The organism is Pantoea sp. CFCC18177, assembly GCF_059412425.1.
This window is the reverse complement of sequence record NZ_JBNBPL010000026.1, coordinates 67,117-84,544: the sequence shown is the minus strand read 5'-3', so window position 1 is coordinate 84,544 and position 17,428 is coordinate 67,117. Positions and strand designations below refer to the sequence as shown.

Annotated in this window: 18 protein-coding genes; 11 read left to right on the top strand and 7 right to left on the bottom strand. The window is 54.5% G+C overall.

From position 1 onward, the window contains the following. Positions 1–136: 136 nt before the first annotated feature. The 4 genes from ACPUC8_RS21440 to ACPUC8_RS21425 form a co-directional block, all read right to left on the bottom strand. A complete protein-coding gene (locus tag ACPUC8_RS21440; RefSeq protein ID WP_494927277.1) occupies positions 137–2,089 on the bottom strand; it encodes an acyltransferase family protein in 1,953 nt (650 codons plus the stop codon). Between the two features lie 276 nt (positions 2,090–2,365). Continuing rightward, on the bottom strand, positions 2,366–3,568 hold the full coding sequence (locus tag ACPUC8_RS21435) for a histidine-type phosphatase (RefSeq protein WP_494927276.1): 1,203 nt from the start codon (positions 3,566–3,568) through the stop codon (positions 2,366–2,368). A 38-nt stretch (positions 3,569–3,606) separates the two neighbouring features. After that, the gene (locus ACPUC8_RS21430) at positions 3,607–4,416 is read right to left on the bottom strand and encodes an inositol monophosphatase family protein (RefSeq protein WP_039329998.1); all 810 of its coding nucleotides are present in this window, start codon (positions 4,414–4,416) and stop codon (positions 3,607–3,609) included. Positions 4,417–4,680: 264 nt separating this feature from the next. After that, a complete protein-coding gene (locus ACPUC8_RS21425; RefSeq protein WP_494927275.1) occupies positions 4,681–5,262 on the bottom strand; it encodes an ACP phosphodiesterase in 582 nt (193 codons plus the stop codon). A gap of 265 nt (positions 5,263–5,527) precedes the next feature. On the opposite strand from ACPUC8_RS21425, the gene queA reads away from it, so the two are divergent. Genes queA through secF form a run of 5 tightly spaced genes read left to right on the top strand, consistent with a single transcriptional unit; the run spans position 5,528 to position 10,971 of the window. Beyond that, entirely contained in the window at positions 5,528–6,598 is a 1,071-nt protein-coding gene (queA, locus tag ACPUC8_RS21420; RefSeq protein WP_494927274.1) for a tRNA preQ1(34) S-adenosylmethionine ribosyltransferase-isomerase QueA, read from the top strand. Positions 6,599–6,636: 38 nt separating this feature from the next. After that, positions 6,637–7,761, top strand: coding sequence for a tRNA guanosine(34) transglycosylase Tgt (gene tgt, locus ACPUC8_RS21415; protein WP_039330004.1), 1,125 nt, complete (start codon positions 6,637–6,639; stop codon positions 7,759–7,761). Positions 7,762–7,786: 25 nt separating this feature from the next. After that, positions 7,787–8,119 (top strand): preprotein translocase subunit YajC, encoded by a 333-nt coding sequence (yajC, locus tag ACPUC8_RS21410; RefSeq protein WP_034831018.1) that lies wholly within the window; start codon positions 7,787–7,789, stop codon positions 8,117–8,119. A 25-nt stretch (positions 8,120–8,144) separates the two neighbouring features. Beyond that, positions 8,145–9,992 (top strand): protein translocase subunit SecD, encoded by a 1,848-nt coding sequence (secD, locus tag ACPUC8_RS21405; RefSeq protein ID WP_071885749.1) that lies wholly within the window; start codon positions 8,145–8,147, stop codon positions 9,990–9,992. A gap of 10 nt (positions 9,993–10,002) precedes the next feature. Continuing rightward, a complete protein-coding gene (gene secF / locus ACPUC8_RS21400) occupies positions 10,003–10,971 on the top strand; it encodes a protein translocase subunit SecF (RefSeq protein WP_494927273.1) in 969 nt (322 codons plus the stop codon). 59 nt (positions 10,972–11,030) lie between these two features. Here the strand turns inward: secF and ACPUC8_RS21395 are convergent, their stop codons facing one another. Together ACPUC8_RS21395 and lysM are read right to left on the bottom strand one after the other, a co-directional pair. Next, positions 11,031–11,594, bottom strand: coding sequence for a SadB/YajI family lipoprotein (locus ACPUC8_RS21395; protein WP_494927272.1), 564 nt, complete (start codon positions 11,592–11,594; stop codon positions 11,031–11,033). 14 nt (positions 11,595–11,608) lie between these two features. Then, on the bottom strand, positions 11,609–12,046 hold the full coding sequence (lysM, locus tag ACPUC8_RS21390; protein WP_039330013.1) for a peptidoglycan-binding protein LysM: 438 nt from the start codon (positions 12,044–12,046) through the stop codon (positions 11,609–11,611). A gap of 172 nt (positions 12,047–12,218) precedes the next feature. Between lysM and nrdR the strand changes: the two genes are divergently transcribed. The 6 genes from nrdR (at position 12,219) to pgpA (ending at position 16,279) form a co-directional block, all read left to right on the top strand. Then, entirely contained in the window at positions 12,219–12,668 is a 450-nt protein-coding gene (gene nrdR, locus ACPUC8_RS21385) for a transcriptional regulator NrdR (protein WP_034831027.1), read from the top strand. A 3-nt stretch (positions 12,669–12,671) separates the two neighbouring features. Next, complete coding sequence (gene ribD, locus ACPUC8_RS21380) at positions 12,672–13,775, top strand: bifunctional diaminohydroxyphosphoribosylaminopyrimidine deaminase/5-amino-6-(5-phosphoribosylamino)uracil reductase RibD (protein WP_494927271.1); 1,104 nt, start codon at positions 12,672–12,674, stop codon at positions 13,773–13,775. 93 nt (positions 13,776–13,868) lie between these two features. Then, entirely contained in the window at positions 13,869–14,339 is a 471-nt protein-coding gene (gene ribH, locus ACPUC8_RS21375) for a 6,7-dimethyl-8-ribityllumazine synthase (RefSeq protein WP_039330017.1), read from the top strand. Between the two features lie 19 nt (positions 14,340–14,358). Then, positions 14,359–14,778, top strand: a complete 420-nt coding sequence (nusB, locus tag ACPUC8_RS21370) for a transcription antitermination factor NusB (RefSeq protein ID WP_039330019.1) — start codon at positions 14,359–14,361, stop codon at positions 14,776–14,778. 45 nt (positions 14,779–14,823) lie between these two features. Next, positions 14,824–15,801: a thiamine-phosphate kinase gene (thiL, locus tag ACPUC8_RS21365; protein WP_494927270.1), complete on the top strand. Its 978-nt coding sequence runs from the start codon at positions 14,824–14,826 to the stop codon at positions 15,799–15,801. Further along, positions 15,788–16,279 carry a phosphatidylglycerophosphatase A gene (gene pgpA, locus ACPUC8_RS21360; RefSeq protein ID WP_039330023.1) on the top strand — a complete coding sequence of 164 codons (492 nt, stop codon included), beginning with the start codon at positions 15,788–15,790 and terminating at the stop codon, positions 16,277–16,279. Before thiL ends, pgpA begins: the two co-directional genes overlap by 14 nt. A gap of 135 nt (positions 16,280–16,414) precedes the next feature. Here pgpA and ACPUC8_RS21355 read toward each other — a convergent pair whose 3' ends face one another. Beyond that, positions 16,415–17,389, bottom strand: coding sequence for an aldo/keto reductase (locus ACPUC8_RS21355; RefSeq protein WP_039330025.1), 975 nt, complete (start codon positions 17,387–17,389; stop codon positions 16,415–16,417). Between the last annotated feature and the right edge of the window lie 39 nt (positions 17,390–17,428).

Sequence of the window (17,428 nt, the reverse complement as noted above, 5' to 3'; positions counted from 1 at the left end):
ATCGGCACCGGTCCGTTAAGGCAGACGAGTGAAGTGAAGGTACCGCGTAGCGGCGCGAGGACCGCCAGCCCCGGTGCGGCCCCAGACGGCGTTATCGTCAGCCGCTAACTAACAAGCATTTATATCTACCTGGATGTCACCAATTCTTCCCTAACGCGATATCCCCGCCTGCTGGACTCAAATGGTTATTGTCGTAATAGAGCGGCAATCCACCACTGGTAATCATGCATCCTTGTTCATTACACAGATTCTCGCGCAGAGACAGCACGCGTACGCCTTCCTCCTTGTATGCCTGTAGCAGTTTTTCTACCGCCTCTTCCGGGAACTGGAACAGCCTGGTGCGCTCGCTTAACAGCGGTGGTGCCTCCCACTTTCCAAGCCAGGCACTTAACTCACGGCGAATCGGCATATTGCGGTTATTGCTGTAGCGCAGCGGATCGACATCCACCGACGGTGCGTCCTCGATCACCGTAATCTTCTTCCCGGCCTGTTTTAACTGAGCGATCACCCGGTCCATGCCAGCCTGCAGCGCTTCCAGATTACTCTTCTCAGGATGGCCCGTTTCACGGAATCCCGCGCCGGGCAGCAGGCTCATGCCCGAAGCCCAATAGGCGCTGATCACCACTTCATCTATCTTATCGCTCATCACCATCTTCAATACGGCCTGATTAAAGTTGATGCACTGTTGCGCATGGTCGGGCACCTGATTAACCACGCGTGTCGCCCCAATCAGGAACGGGCAGGAGGCTTTAGTCAACTGATACAGCGGCTTATCCTGACGCAGCGCGTAACGGGACACTGAATCACGTAGGGCGGCGGCATGGCTGTCGCCAATCAGAGCAATACCCGGCCGATCGCTTTTGGGTTGGCACTCAGTCAGTCGGGATGGCAGGTTAGCGCCATAACTCAACAGGCAAGGATTACGCTGCGCGGAGATTTTCCAGCTATCGGCGTTTACCACTAACTCACTGACACGTGATTTCATGCCGCCGGTTTGCCACAGCAGTACCATGGCGCCTGCTGCTATCACTGAAGAAGCACAGTAACTGGGGATCACCCAACGCGTACCCGTTCGAGCCTGGCGGAAGGGCTGTTCGATGAAGCGCCAGGAGAGCCAGGCAATGCCGAGCGCCAGGGTGCTGATCAGCAGGCCTTGCCAAACGGTCAGCGGATTGTCACTACAAATGCGGGCAAGACTGAGCAGCGGCCAGTGCCACAAATACCACGAGTAAGAGACTTTGCCGATGAACCGCATTAGCGGATTTTCTAACAGTAACTGGTTAAGTTCACTGTGGGCACCGATCATCAAACAGCCCGCCAGAACGGGGATGGCGGCTACCCAACCAGGGAATTGATCGTCACTGTTGATCATCACGCTGGCCGCGATAATCAACAGCCACCCGAACAGGTTGAGTAAACTGCCCGCGCGGCCTGTGACAGGCTGCGGCTTCCACAACGCGAGTAACACCCCAGCGCCAAGTTCCCATGCGCGTGTAGGCAGCAGATAGAAGGCGTGGGTACTGGCAAAAGCGGTGACCCAGATGCAGGCGGCCAGAGAAACCAGACTCAACACCAGCACTACACGGCTCATGGATTGTTTGAGTCGCACCGCCAGCAGCAGAATAAACGGCAGTGCGATATAGAACTGTTCCTCGATACCCAGTGACCAGGTCATTAACAGCGGATTCAGATCGGAATCTGTGCTGAAATAATCACCGCTCTTAATTAATAGCATATTGGGAACGGAGATAAACACCGCCACGCTGTATTTGGCTAGTTGGCTGAATTCAAGCGGCGATAACAACATAAACCCGAGCAACAGTAATATTGCCATCATGAAGAACAGCGCGGGGGCGATACGACGAATACGACGCAGATAAAATTGATAAAAGGAGAAGCGTCCTTCAGATATTTCCTTGCTAATAATACCGCCAATCAGAAAGCCAGAAATAACAAAAAACAGGTCAACACCAATAAAGCCACCTTTTAACGCGGTGACACCGGAATGGAATAACACAACTAAGATAATGGCAACGGCACGCAGGCCATCGATATCCGCCCGATAGCGGTGGGGAGTATTCGCAGTCATAGTTAAAACCCAAAAGTGAATGTTTATTTTTTAGTTTTACCTGGCACTAAAAATAAATCGGCGCATCCTGTCGCCGAAAAAAGTTACAAAGGAGAAAAAGGGGTATGACTAAGGGATGATTGACGTCGTCAGGATACGCCTTTTCATCGCAGAAAAAGCATGGCGAAAAAAAATTAGAATAATCGCAGGTTGAACGGTAATTAATGATTACGACACTGAATCGTTACGCCGCCAGGAATGAGTCGATGTTATGCATTGAGCTTAAGTATGCTAACGCTAATTGGGGTAAGTCACCTTGCTGAGTGCGCTGCGATCAATGGCGGCACGTAATTGCTGCAAAGTAGATTGATAAGGGCAAAGCTCGCCCACCGACGTCGAGTGACAATTTCCCTGATGCCACTCTTCTCGTAATAACGGATGCGCATCATCAATCGGCGTTAATTGCCGTAAACCATCCAGACTTTGCGCCTGAAAGTAGATGCGCATGAAACGAGCATGGGTTTGCGTATCACGCCAGCGCTCAAACACCAGGCTGCCACCCGGTGGAATATTGCCGCGTGCGTAACCTGGCAATTGCCAGTTGAAGCCCATCAGCGTGCGGAGCATGGCGATATTAGTGTCATGCGCGACCAGCAGCAGCCAGCGGGTATCAGGAGTGTTGTCGCTGTCTTCTAAGCTGCTTAATACTGCATCCAGTAAAATGGAGCCGCGCTTCTGCGCAATATAGGGCACGTCATTGCTGAGATCGTAATTGGCAGTCAGCAGCGGCAACAGTGCGCTGATTTGCTCGGAGGTGGTGATATTCCCCCACGCGATCTGGTTGAACGGCAGATGTTCACTCCAGCCGAGGCGCAACGTCTCGACCATACTCGCCAGCACGCTTAATCCCTGAACATAGGTACTGCCGCTTCTGGTTTGCTTTAGCTGCCATGGACGATCAAAGAAAGCGCAGTCCGAATCGCACACCGCTTGCTTTAATCGCTGGATTGCGGGCTGTAAGCGCTGCTGCAATGCTGTCAAATCACCTGCCTGGGCGGCAACCGCGGCATACTCTTTGGCGGGATCGAGTTGGGCAAACGGGAATTTATCACTCTGAAAAAGCGGATCGCTGCCTCCCTCAACGTAATGAACTTGGACGTGGCAATCGGCAAAGGCACCGGTGACCAGCGCATCCGCTGTTGCTCGTGTACGTTGCAATGGGCTGGCGCGAACATAAATTTGCTGGGCATTGGGACAACCCGCGTCCAACAGGCCTGATTGACGATAATGTTCGCCTTCCCAACGTCCTTTATTGACCACTGCCGCATAACCGTGAGCGGTAAGTTCACCATCCGCAGTGTGCCACTGTGGCCAGCGGCGTTCGGTGGCGGCTTCAATCTCTTTACGGTTACCCGGCGTTGGCGGTCGTACGCCGTGACGGCTGATCTCTACTACTTTTTCCAATTGATAATGCTCTTCTGCGTGGATCGGCAAAGCCATCCACCCCAACAAGATCAGCAGGGCAGGGCGTATCAAATTCACAGTGAGGGATGATCGGGTAGCAGGGCTTTGAGCTGCGGATAGATCACCGCATTGGCCAGTAGCACCGGATTGCCGTGTTGCAGCCCGTGATGACTGAGATAGTCATTGGTCTGGCCGCCCGCTTCGCGCATTAATACGATGCCCGGTAATCCGTCCCAGGGGTTCATGTGTGCTTCATAATAGCCAATCAGTCGGCCCGCGGCGGCCCACGCGCTCATCAAGGCACCGGAACCGTTGCGGATAAACATGCCGCCCTGGGAGAGTAGCCCACCAATAAAGGCGGTGAGCGGTTCAATGGGTTGGCTATTGGAGCTGCTTAAACCGAGAACGCCCTGGTTGAGATGCTGGGCACTGTGCGCCTGAATGCGCTTCTCATTGACCCAAGCGCCCTTGCCACGGCAGGCGTGAAAGGTTTCATGATGGTTGGGATCGCACACCACACCAATGACTGGCTCGTCTTCACAGACAATCGCCAGCGACACGCACCAGTTATGAAGCCCGTTCAGAAAGCTGCTGGTGCCATCAATCGGATCGATCACCCAGATAAAGCGCGCGCCTGCGGTTTCGCCACCGCTCTCTTCGCCGAGCACGGCATCCTCGGGAAAGCGTTCGTGAATCAGGTGTTTCACCAGCTCTTCGACGTTGCGATCGGCTTCGCTGACCACGTCCTGTAAATCCTTTTTATGCTCAATCACCAGTTGATGGCGCTGCTGATACCAGGATAAAGCGCGGCTGGCTGCAGTTTTAGCGACATCACAGGCGAAGTGATAACGCGCATCAAGTTCGGTTAGCGTAGCTGATGACATCTTTCCCTCTAATCATTCAGGCTGTGAATGTTGGGCACTTACGCAACAAAAAACATGGTCTGTCCGGTGCGCATCAATGCGCTCCCCGCGCAAAACAAGCAATGTCATGGTAGGGGTGCCATTAATGGCGACCGAAAAGCGCTTAAGTGACCAGCAGTTACAGAGCAGTGTGACAGACTTAACAAAAGTTAAGGAAGGTTTCATTAAGCCGCAGATGGCTGCGGCTGGCAAGGGGGGGAAATGCTGGGATTGTGAAAAAAAGGTTCAGAGTTGCTGCGCGCGGGCGGCTGCCATCAGGCGCGGGTAGAACTGGAAGAACAGCGGTTCGAGTTGCGAGTAATGATCAACGAAATCCTGATAAGAGTCGCGCAAGGCGACCAGGCGGGGGCGCCGATGTGCCATGCCATTGAGCACGCGTGCCAGCCGCGTCGGTTCGGCGTAGTGTTCGAACCAGCGCTCACGCCACATGACCGCATTCAATTCGATGAACCCTTCTGGTGTGCCGGGGAGCTGCGGCAGGATTTCTCCCTCGGCCGCCGCCGTGAAATCAATCAGCGATTGTGTCGGGTGCAGCTTGTCCCAGTGCAGGGCGAGGAAGTGATCCCAGATGACGTCGAGTGTAATAGGGGCGACGCGACGCGTTTCGGCGCGGAAAAACTGCCGTGCTTCCCGCACTTCGGGCAGGTTATCGGTGAGTACATCCACGCGACGATGCATGGCAATGCCCGCCACAACGGGCTCCGGCCATTGCGATTGCACGTTGCCGCGCACGAAGTCGGCCATGAGATTGCCCAGCAGGGAGCTGTCAGCCAGCTGTGCGAGGTGGAGGTGAGCAAGAAAGTTCATGGCGCATTATATACACGGCATACTTCAAGTTACAGCGGCGTTGGCTGCTCTCGCTCACCCGAATCACTTACTAGTGTAAGCTCATCGGGATTCCCTCGTTTGCCGCCTTGCTGTAACTCGAATTATTTTGTGTATAGGCAATAAGCAACAGGAAACAGGCACTGGGTCACAGGCAAATTCACAGAGATGCAGCCAGTTGTTCAGAATTTGCCGCTTTTCCGCTAAACTATGCCGCCTGTTTTTTGAGTCCTGAAAGAAGTGATGCATGCGTGTAGCCGATTTTGCTTTTGAGTTGCCGGAATCTTTGATCGCCCACTATCCGCAGGCGCAGCGAAGCGGTTGCCGCTTGCTGGCGCTGGATGGCCCGAGTGGTGCGTTAAGCCATGAAGTGTTTACCGATGTGCTGGATAAACTGAATCCGGGCGACCTGCTGGTGTTCAACAACACCCGCGTGATCCCCGCGCGTGTTTATGGCCGTAAAGCCAGCGGCGGAAAAATCGAAATGCTGGTTGAGCGCATGCTGGACGATAAGCGGGTACTCGCGCACGTCCGTGCATCCAAAGCGCCGAAGCCCGGTGCGGAATTGCTGCTGGGCGATGACGAAAGCGTGAAAGCCACCATGGTGGCGCGCCACGATACCCTGTTCGAAATCGAATTTGCTGATGACCGCGCGGTGCTGGATATCCTGAACAGCGTTGGCCATATGCCACTGCCGCCGTATATCGATCGTCCAGATGAAGAAGCGGACCGCGAACTCTATCAAACCGTCTACAGCGCGCGTCCGGGTGCCGTTGCCGCCCCGACAGCCGGTCTGCACTTTGACGAACCGCTGCTGGACGCACTGCGTGCCAAAGGCATCGAAATGGCGTTTGTCACGCTGCACGTCGGTGCAGGTACCTTCCAGCCGGTGCGCGTTGAAAACATCAATGATCACATCATGCACTCTGAGTACGCGGAAGTGCCGCAGGACGTAGTGGATGCGGTGTTGGCCTGTAAAGCGCGCGGCAACAAAGTGGTTGCCGTGGGCACTACCTCTGTGCGTTCGCTGGAGAGTGCTGCCAAGGCCAGCCAGGATGCGCTGATTGCACCGTTCTTCGACGACACGCAAATCTTCATCTATCCAGGCTATCACTATCAGGTGATTGACGCGCTGATCACCAACTTCCACCTGCCGGAATCCACGCTGATCATGCTGGTGTCGGCCTTTGCCGGTTACAAAAATACCATGGCGGCCTATCAGAGCGCGGTGGCAGAGCAGTATCGTTTCTTTAGCTACGGGGATGCTATGTACATCACCCGTAATCCACAGGCTCCCGACGAAATGGTTGGGGCTTAATAATCAGACTGTTTCTCTGATTATCTCATGAGGTTAATGTGAAATTTGAATTAGATACTACCGACGGGCGTGCGCGCCGTGGCCGTCTGGTTTTTGACCGTGGCGTGGTGGAAACCCCAGCGTTTATGCCAGTGGGCACCTACGGCACCGTGAAAGGTATGACACCGGAAGAAGTGAAAGACACCGGTGCACAGATTCTGCTGGGCAACACGTTCCACCTTTGGCTGCGTCCGGGTCAGGAGATCATGAAGCTGCACGGTGACCTGCACGATTTCATGAACTGGCAGGGACCGATTCTGACTGACTCCGGCGGCTTCCAGGTGTTCAGCCTCGGTGACATCCGTAAGATTACCGAAGCGGGCGTACATTTCCGTAACCCGATCAACGGCGACCCGATCTTCCTCGATCCCGAAAAATCGATGGAAATTCAGTACGATCTCGGTTCTGACGTGGTGATGATCTTCGACGAATGTACACCGTACCCGGCAGACTGGGATTACGCCAAACGTTCCATGGAGATGTCCTTGCGCTGGGCGCAACGCAGCCGTGACCGCTTTGATTCGCTGGGCAACAAAAATGCGTTGTTCGGCATCATTCAGGGCGGTGTTTACGAAGATTTACGAGATGTCTCGGTTAAAGGTCTGGTAGATATCGGCTTTGATGGGTACGCTGTGGGCGGCCTGGCGGTGGGTGAACCTAAAGAGGACATGCATCGCATCCTGGAACACGTCTGTCCGCAAATTCCGCAAGACAAACCGCGTTATTTGATGGGCGTCGGCAAACCAGAAGATCTGGTGGAAGGCGTTCGCCGCGGTATCGATATGTTTGACTGCGTCATGCCAACGCGTAACGCGCGTAATGGTCATTTGTTTGTGACCGATGGCGTGGTGAAGATCCGTAATGCCAAGTATAAAGATGACACCACGACGTTGGATGCGGAGTGTGATTGTTACACCTGTCGCAATTATAGCCGCGCCTACTTGTATCATCTTGATCGTTGTAACGAAATACTGGGCGCACGTCTGAATACGATTCACAATCTGCGCTATTACCAGCGTTTGATGGCGGGTTTACGTAAGGCCATTGAAGAGGGTAAATTAGAGCACTTTGTTAGCGAGTTCTACCAACGGACGGGCAAAGCGGTTCCACCGTTAAACGTCTGATAATTCTATCAATGAGGGAAATTTAATGAGCTTTTTCATTTCTGACGCCGTTGCCGCAGCAGGCGCTCCGTCTCAGGGAAGTCCTTATTCTCTAGTGATCATGCTGGTGGTGTTTGGTCTGATCTTCTACTTCATGATTCTGCGCCCGCAGCAGAAGCGTTCAAAAGATCACAAAAAGCTGATGGATTCCATCTCTAAAGGTGATGAAGTGTTGACCAGCGGCGGCTTAGTCGGTCGTGTGACCAAAGTTGCTGACAACGGCTATGTTTCTATCGCCCTGAACGACACCACTGAAGTAGTTGTTAAACGTGATTTCGTGGCCGCCGTTCTGCCGAAAGGTACTATGAAGGCGCTGTAATTTTTTCTTCCCGAAGGGAACTGCCGTGTTAAACCGTTATCCTTTGTGGAAGTACATCATGCTGGTCGTCGTGATTCTCGTCGGCCTGCTCTATGCGCTTCCTAACCTTTATGGTGAGGATCCGGCCGTTCAGATCACTGGTGCGCGCGGTGGCGCCGCCAGTGAAAAAACGTTGGATCAGATCCAGAACGTCTTGAAACAAGACAATATTCAGAGCAAATCCCTCGCGCTGGAAAATGGTGCCATTCTGGCCCGTTTTGACAATCAGGACGTGCAACTGCGCGCGCGCGATGCTCTGACTGCATCGTTGGGCGATGACTACGTTGTTGCATTGAACCTTGCGCCGGCCACGCCGCGCTGGTTGACGATGCTGGCCGCACAGCCGATGAAACTCGGTCTTGATTTGCGTGGCGGCGTACACTTCCTGATGGAAGTGGATATGGATACCGCTCTGGGCAAACTGCAAGAGCAGAACGCCGATGGCCTGCGCAGTGACCTGCGCGACAAAAGCATCCCGTATACCAACGTCAATAAAATCGCTAACTACGGTGTAGAAGTGCGTTTCCGCGACGGTGCAAGCCGTGATGCGGCTATCAGCTATCTGTCACCGCGTCATCGCGATCTGGTGATCTCCAGCGTCGGCAGCGACACGCTGCGTGCCGTGATGACCGATGCGCGTCTCAGCGAAGCACGTGAGTATGCGGTTCAGCAGAACATTAACATCCTGCGTAACCGTGTTAACCAGCTGGGCGTTGCCGAGCCGTTGGTGCAGCGTCAGGGTTCTGACCGCATCGTGGTTGAACTGCCGGGTATTCAGGACACTGCGCGCGCCAAAGAGATTCTGGGCGCGACCGCAACACTGGAATTCCGTCTGGTGAATACCTCCGTTGATCCAACTGCGGCGGCGAGTGGCCGTGTGCCGGGTGATTCGGAAGTGAAAGAGACGCGTGAAGGCCAGCCAGTTGTGCTGTACAAGCGTGTGATTCTGACCGGTGACCATATTACCGACTCAACTTCCAGCATGGATGAGTACAACCAGCCGCAGGTGAACATTTCACTGGATGGCGCGGGCGGTAACATCATGTCTAACTTCACCAAGGACAACATCGGTAAACCGATGGCGACCCTGTTTGTGGAGTACAAGGACAGCGGTAAGAAAGATGCGAATGGTCGTGCGATTCTGGTGAAACAGGAACAAGTGATCAACGTGGCGAACATTCAGTCTCGCCTCGGCAATAGCTTCCGTATTACCGGGATCAACAACCCGAACGAAGCACGTCAGCTGTCGCTGCTGCTGCGTGCCGGTGCGTTGATTGCGCCTATTCAGATCGTGGAAGAGCGTACCATTGGTCCAACCATGGGCCAGCAGAACATCACGCAGGGTCTCGAAGCCTGCTTGTGGGGTCTGATCGCTTCCATCATCTTTATGGTGGTGTTCTATAAGAAGTTTGGTCTGATTGCTACCAGCGCACTGCTGTGCAACCTGGTGCTGATTGTCGGCATTATGTCACTGCTGCCGGGGGCGACGCTCACCATGCCGGGTATTGCCGGTATCGTGCTGACGCTGGCGGTTGCGGTTGATGCCAACGTGTTGATTAACGAACGTATTAAAGAAGAACTGCGTAACGGACGCTCGGTACAGCAGGCGATTCATGAGGGCTATAAAGGCGCCTTCTCCAGTATCGTCGACGCCAACGTCACCACGCTGATCAAAGTGATCATTCTTTATGCGGTCGGTACCGGTTCAATTAAAGGCTTTGCGATCACCACCGCTATCGGTATCGCGACCTCAATGTTTACCGCTATCGTCGGCACCCGTGCCATCGTTAACCTGGTGTACGGCGGCAAACGCATCAACAAGCTGTCTATCTGAGGAGTGCGTTGTGGCACAGGACTATAGTATTGAACAGCTAAACCATGGGCGTAAGGTCATTGACTTTATGCGCTGGGATACGCTGGCCTTCATCATCTCCGGTCTGCTGATTGTGGCGTCTATCGCCATGATCGGTGTGCGAGGCTTCAACTGGGGCCTTGATTTTACCGGTGGTACGGTGATTGAAATTAACCTGGAAAAACCGGCCGATCTGGACGCACTGCGTGAAGGATTGGTGAAAGCGGGCTTCCAGGAGCCGCTGGTGCAGAACTTCGGCAGCAGCCGTGACGTGATGGTGCGTATGCCGCCAGCCACTGGCGCGGCAGGTCAGGAACTCGGTGCCAAAGTCTTGGCGTCGATTAACCAGACGACGCAGCAAAACGCCACTGTGAAGCGCATCGAGTTCGTGGGCCCAAGTGTGGGTAGCGATCTGGCGCAGGCCGGTGCGATGGCGCTGTTGTCAGCATTGATTGCGATTCTGATTTACATCGGCTTCCGCTTTGAGTGGCGTCTGGCGCTGGGCACCGTACTAGCACTGGCGCACGACGTGATCATCACCTGCGGCATTTTGTCGCTGGCACATATCGAGATCGATCTGACGATTGTTGCGTCGTTGATGTCTGTCATCGGCTACTCACTTAACGATAAGATCGTGGTGTCGGACCGTATTCGTGAGAACTTCCGCAAGATCCGTCGCGGCTCGTCTTACGACATTACCAACGTGTCGCTGACCCAGACCTTGAGCCGTACCTTGATCACCTCGTTGACCACACTGGCAATGATTCTGATCCTATTCATCTTTGGTGGCGCGTTGCTGAAAGGTTTCTCACTCACCATGCTGATCGGTGTCACTATCGGTACCGTTTCATCTATCTATGTTTCTTCTGCGTTAGCGCTGAAACTGGGGATGAAACGTGAACATATGCTGGTGCAGAAAGTTGAGAAAGAGGGCGCAGATCAGCCTTCGATCTTGCCTTGATGCGTTGAGTGAAATGAAAACGGGCTGCCAGGTGCAGCCCGTTTTTTTATGCCTGCTGATCAGGGCGTTTTTTTGACTTCAGCGACACCTTGCACATCATGGACGCGCACGTAGCCCAGTTGATCGGGCGTGAGCCCACTCAAACGCAATGGCACGGTGACTGAACTGCGAGGCATCAGGCTGGCTTCCACCTGAATGGTCTGGCTCAGGCTCTCCGCATTCAGCGGTTTACCACTGGCCGGGTCTAATTCACCCCACACCACGGTGGCACTCAGGGCGGGAATTGGCTGATCATCGGTAGATCGAATGTTCAGAGTGGCACGACTGCCGCTGGCTTCGCCTTCCACACGTGACAGCGACAAACGCAATTTACCCACTTGAGTTTGCAGCTCCACCGGCGTATTAGCCTGCGGTAGTAACCACGCCCCTTGGGTTGACTGACCATTGAGCTGCCCCTGGATTTCCAGCGCGGTCGCCTGATTGGTGAGCTTGCGCATCTGTTGATTAAGCTGGCTCACTTCCTGATGTAACTCTTTGACCTGCGGTGAAGTCGGCGTTGAACTACAACCACTGAGTACCAGCAGCGAAAGCGCTGCAGGTGCCCAAAACGTCCTGATCGTCATGCAATGTCCTTGTGTTAATTGGGAATGCGTAATACCTGTCCGGGGTAGATCTTATCAGGATGCGTCAGCATTGGCTTGTTTGCTTCAAAAATCTTGTTGTATTCATTGGCATTCCCGTAAACCTGTTTGGAAATCGCGCTCAGGGTATCGCCTTTTTTCACCGTGTAGAATTGCGCTTCTGGCGCCGAATCCGACACCGTAACCTTGTCATCGACTTTGGTAATCCCGGCCACGTTACCGGCTGCCACCAGTATTTTCTCTTTCAGCTCCTGGGATATACCATCGCCGCTGACCGTAACGGTATCGCCTTGCACATCGACTTTCACTTTGTCACTGTCAGGCAAACCCAGTTGCTTAATGTGATCCTGTAATTTCTTGCTGGGATCGTCAGCGCCGGTTACCGCATCCCATAACTTTTCCCCTGCTTCTTTAACGAAATTGAACAGACCCATATAACCTCCTGCAATTGTGCCGGATTGGCTCTTTAAGCGTAGTGGCTTTTGCGGAGGAGTTGGTTTGGGCTGTTATGTCTGTGAGCAGGGTGGTGATTCAGCCTCGTGTATTTAGTTGCCATCGAGATCGCGCTACACTGTGTGGCCTATTTATCTCGCGACAGGAAACGTCATGCATTGCCCCTTCTGCTCCGCTGTGGACACCAAAGTGATTGATTCGCGTCTGGTCAGTGAAGGTTCTTCGGTGCGCCGTCGCCGCCAGTGTCTGGTGTGCCATGAGCGTTTTACCACCTTTGAAGTGGCGGAGTTGGTGATGCCGCGAGTGGTGAAAAGCAACGATGTGCGTGAACCCTTTAACGAAGATAAGCTCGCCAGCGGCATGATGAAGGCGCTGGAAAAACGCCCGGTCAGCGCGGATGCGGTGGATAACGCCGTTAACCACATCAAAACCCAACTGCGCGCTACCGGTGAGCGCGAAATCCCCAGCAAGCTGGTGGGTAACCTGGTAATGGAAGAGCTGAAGAAGCTCGACAAGGTGGCTTACATCCGCTTTGCTTCGGTTTATCGCAGTTTCGAAGATATCCGTGATTTTGGCGAAGAGATCGCCCGCTTACAGGACTAAGCCATGACTGACGAACGCTACATGGCGCGAGCGCTGGAACTGGCGCGACGCGGACGTTTCACCACTACCCCCAATCCTAACGTCGGCTGCGTCATCGTGCGCGACGGCGAAGTGGTTGGCGAAGGCTGGCATCAGCGTGCCGGTGAACCTCATGCCGAAGTGCACGCGTTGCGTATGGCAGGTGAAAAGGCTCAGGGTGCCACGGCGTATGTCACGCTGGAACCTTGCAGCCACCATGGGCGTACGCCGCCATGCTGTGATGCGTTAATCGCTGCAGGCGTCAGCCGCGTGGTAGCCGCGATGCAGGACCCTAACCCGCAAGTGGCAGGGCGCGGATTATATCGTCTGCAACAGGCGGGCATCGAGGTCAGCCACGGTCTAATGATGAGCGAAGCGGAAGCATTGAATCGCGGTTTTCTGAAACGTATGCGCACTGGCTTCCCGTGGATCCAACTCAAACTCGGCGCATCCCTTGATGGGCGCACAGCAATGGCCAGTGGCGAAAGCCAGTGGATCACCTCTGCGGCTGCAAGGCGCGATGTGCAACATTTACGTGCCCAGAGTTCGGCTATTCTTACCACCAGTGCCACGGTGTTAGCGGATAATCCCTCGCTGACGGTGCGCTGGAATGAACTGAACGAGAGCACGCGCCAGCAGCTTGATGAAGCGTCGCTGCGCCAGCCGGTGCGTGTAGTCATTGATAGCCAACAGCGCGTTACGCCGCAGCACCGGCTTATCGCACAACCCGGTGAAACCTGGCTGATGCGCAGTGAAATCGATCAGCAAAACTGGCCGGAGAGCGTCAGCCAGATTGCGGTGCCGCTGCGCGGTGAACAACTGGACTTAGTGGCGATGATGATGTTACTCGGTCAGCGGCAGATTAACTCCGTCTGGGTAGAAGCGGGCGCGCAACTGGCCGGGGCACTTTTGCAGGTGGGTTTGGTGGATGAGCTGATCGTCTACATGGCACCGAAGCTACTGGGCAATGCGGCACGTGGTCTGTGTGAACTGCCCGGACTTGAACAACTGGCCGATGCGTCAGTCATGAAATTCAGTGATGTGCGCAAGGTCGGAGAGGACCTGCGACTGACCCTGACGCCCGCTTAAGCATTGACTGAAAAGCCTGAGCGCGTCGCCGAAGAGTATGATAGAATCCGCCCCCTTCTGCGGGGCCACAAATCAAACACCCAAAGGATATGTATGAAAGTTATCGAAGCTCCTGTTGCCACGCCTGATGCTAACATTGCCATCGTTATTGCGCGTTTTAACAACTTCATTAATGACAGCCTGCTGGATGGCGCCGTTGATGCGCTGAAGCGTATCGGCCAGGTAAAAGCAGAAAACATCACTGTGGTTTGGGTTCCTGGTGCTTATGAACTGCCACTGGCAGCGCGCGCACTGGCGAAAGCCGGCAAGCACGACGCAATCGTGGCGCTGGGAACCGTGATCCGTGGCGGCACCGCCCACTTCGAATATGTGGCAGGTGAAGCCAGCTCGGGGATTGCTAATGTGGCAATGACCAGCGATATTCCGGTGACTTTCGGCGTGTTAACCACCGAAAACATCGAGCAGGCGATTGAACGCGCCGGCACCAAAGCGGGTAACAAAGGCGCCGAAGCGGCCCTGACCGCACTCGAAATGATTAACGTATTGAAAGCCATCAAAGCCTGATTTTTGTAAGGGGAATTTTGTGAAACCTGCTGCTCGTCGTCGCGCCCGTGAGTGCGCTGTCCAGGCGCTTTACTCCTGGCAGCTGTCGAACAACGACATTGCCGATGTGGAATACCAGTTTCTGGCGGAACAAGACGTCAAAGACGTCGATATTAGCTATTTCCGCGAATTGCTGGCCGGTGTGGCGACTAACAGCGCGTACCTGGACGGTCTGATGAAGCCCTACCTGTCACGCCAGCTGGAAGAGCTGGGCCAGGTAGAAAAAGCCATTCTGCGTATTTCGCTGTATGAGCTGAGTAAGCGTTCGGATGTGCCTTATAAAGTGGCCATCAACGAAGGTATCGAACTGGCCAAAGTGTTTGGCGCTGAAGACAGCCACAAGTTTGTCAACGGCGTGCTGGATAAAGCAGCCCCACAAATTCGACCTAACAAAAAATAATGCTTAAGGCCGGTTCTCCGGCCTTTTTTCATTGAGACCTGACTTATGTCCTGTGGTGAATTCGAACTGATCGCACGTTATTTTAACCGCGTCACCAGCTCCCGCCGCGATGTGGAGAAAGGAATTGGTGACGACTGTGCGTTACTGAACGTGCCCGAAAAACAGACGCTGGCCATTAGCACCGATACGCTGGTGGTGGGTGTTCACTTCTTACGCGATATCCATCCGTCCGATCTCGGTTATAAAGCGCTGGCGGTCAATCTCAGCGATCTCGCGGCGATGGGTGCGGATCCCGCCTGGCTGACGCTGGCCATCACGCTGCCCGAGATCAACGAGCCTTGGCTGGCGGCCTTCAGTGACAGCCTGTTTGAACTGCTGGATTACTACGATATGCAGCTGATCGGCGGCGATACCACGCGCGGGCCACTCAGTTTAACCCTCGGCATTCACGGCCTGGTGCCGGTGGGGCGCGCGCTGAAACGATCGGGCGCGAAACCGGGTGACTGGATTTTTGTCACCGGTACGCTGGGTGACAGCGCAGCGGGCTTATCGCTGTTGCAACATCATCATCGCCTGAATGACCCGGCGGTGCATGAAGTGTTGATTAAGCGCCATCTGCGCCCGATGCCGCGTGTGTTACAAGGCCAGGCGCTGCGTAGCCTGGCAACCTCGGCGATTGATATCTCCGACGGCCTGATTTCCGATCTCGGCCATATTCTGACCGCCAGCCGCGTGGGTGCGCGCCTCAACCTGGAAACGTTGCCGCTCTCTGCTGCTTTGCGTGACCACTTTGATGCGGAACAGGTTCTGACCTGGGCATTAAGCGGCGGCGAAGATTATGAGCTGTGCTTTACCGTGCCGGAAGTCAATCGCGGGGCGCTGGATGTGGCGCTGGGGCATCTTGGCGTGCCTTACACCTGTATTGGACAGATAGCACCGGAAGCTGAAGGTTTGACGCTGCTGGAAAACGGCAAGCCGCGCAGCTTTAATCACAAGGGATTTGATCACTTTGACTCGAAGTAAAGATGTGGCCAAAAGTCGCCTGCGGCTGAGTAATCCGTGGCATTTACTGGCAACGGGCTTTGGCAGCGGCTTCAGCCCGATTATGCCGGGAACCGCGGGTTCGATTGCCGCGATTCCTTTCTGGTGGCTGATGACGTTTCTGCCACTGCAGATCTATTCGCTGGTGGTGCTGATTGGTATCAGTGTTGGTGTCTATCTCTGCCATCGTACGGCAAAAGATATGGGCGTGCACGACCACGGCAGCATCGTCTGGGACGAGTTTATCGGTATGTGGATCACGCTGATGGCGATTCCTGCGATGAGCTGGCAGTGGGTGTTAGCCGGTTTTGTTATTTTCCGTATTTTTGATATGTGGAAACCCTGGCCGATCCGCTGGTTCGATCAGAATGTACACGGCGGCATGGGCATTATGGTGGACGATATTATCGCTGGGGTGATTTCGGCGGTGATTTTATATGGATTGGGGCTGGTGCTTTAATTCAAATTGCGCGATGAATCGCGCCGCTACAGAAGTGTGCCCCGGTAGCGGCGGAATCAAATTTACGCGAAGAATTGCGCTACTACAGATGAGTGCCTGGCCGGTAGCGGCGCAATTCATTGCGCTTATTGGTATCTATTCAAATCCCACCACCGGATGCGGTTGATACACCGTTTCCAGCTCAGCGATATCCGTTGAACTCAGTTCAACATCCACGGCTTTCACTAACTCCGCAAACTGCTGTTCACGTGATGCGCCAATAATCGGGGCGGTCACCACCGGTTTGTGTAACAGCCATGCCAGCGCCACCTGCGCGCGCGTCACACCTTTATCCGCTGCGATGGTGGCAAGACGCTCGGCAATCGCCGCATCATTCTCCTCGGTGCCGGTGTAGAGCTTCTCCATCACGTTATCCGACACCGATCGCGCCGTGGTTTCACCCCAGGGGCGAGTCAGCTTGCCGCGCGCTAATGGGCTCCACGGCAGCACCGCAATGCCTTCACGCTCGCACAGCGGGTGCATTTCGTTCTCTTCTTCGCGCTGAATCAAATTGTATTGATCCTGCATGCTGACAAAACGGGCCCAGCCGTGCTGTTTCTGCAGGTCCAGCGCCTGCGCAAACTGCGCAGCATGCATCGACGATGCGCCGATGTAGCGAGCTTTACCGGCTTTCACCACCTCATTCAGGGCTTCCAGCGTCTCTTCAATCGGCGTGTGGTAATCCCAGCGGTGGATCTGCAACAGGTCAACGTACTCCATGCCGAGACGGGTCAGGCTGTCATCAATCGATTGCAGGATATTCTGGCGCGACAGGCCCTGAGAGAGGTTGCTGAGTGGGAAATAGACTTTGGTGGCCACCACCACCCGATCGCGTTGGGCAAAATCTTTTAGCGCACGTCCGACAATCTCTTCACTGCTGCCATCGGAATAACTGTTGGCGGTGTCGAAAAAGTTAATTCCAGCGTCTAATGCCTGCTTAATCAGGGGACGGCTGCTCTCTTCTGGCAAGGTCCAGGCGTGGTTGCCGCGCATTGGATCGCCGTAGGTCATGCAGCCTAAACACAGACGCGAAACCTGTAAGTCGGTTTGGCCTAAACGAATGGTTTTCATTGGAGCTCCTGCTCTTATGCGTTAGGGATCCCCTAAGCA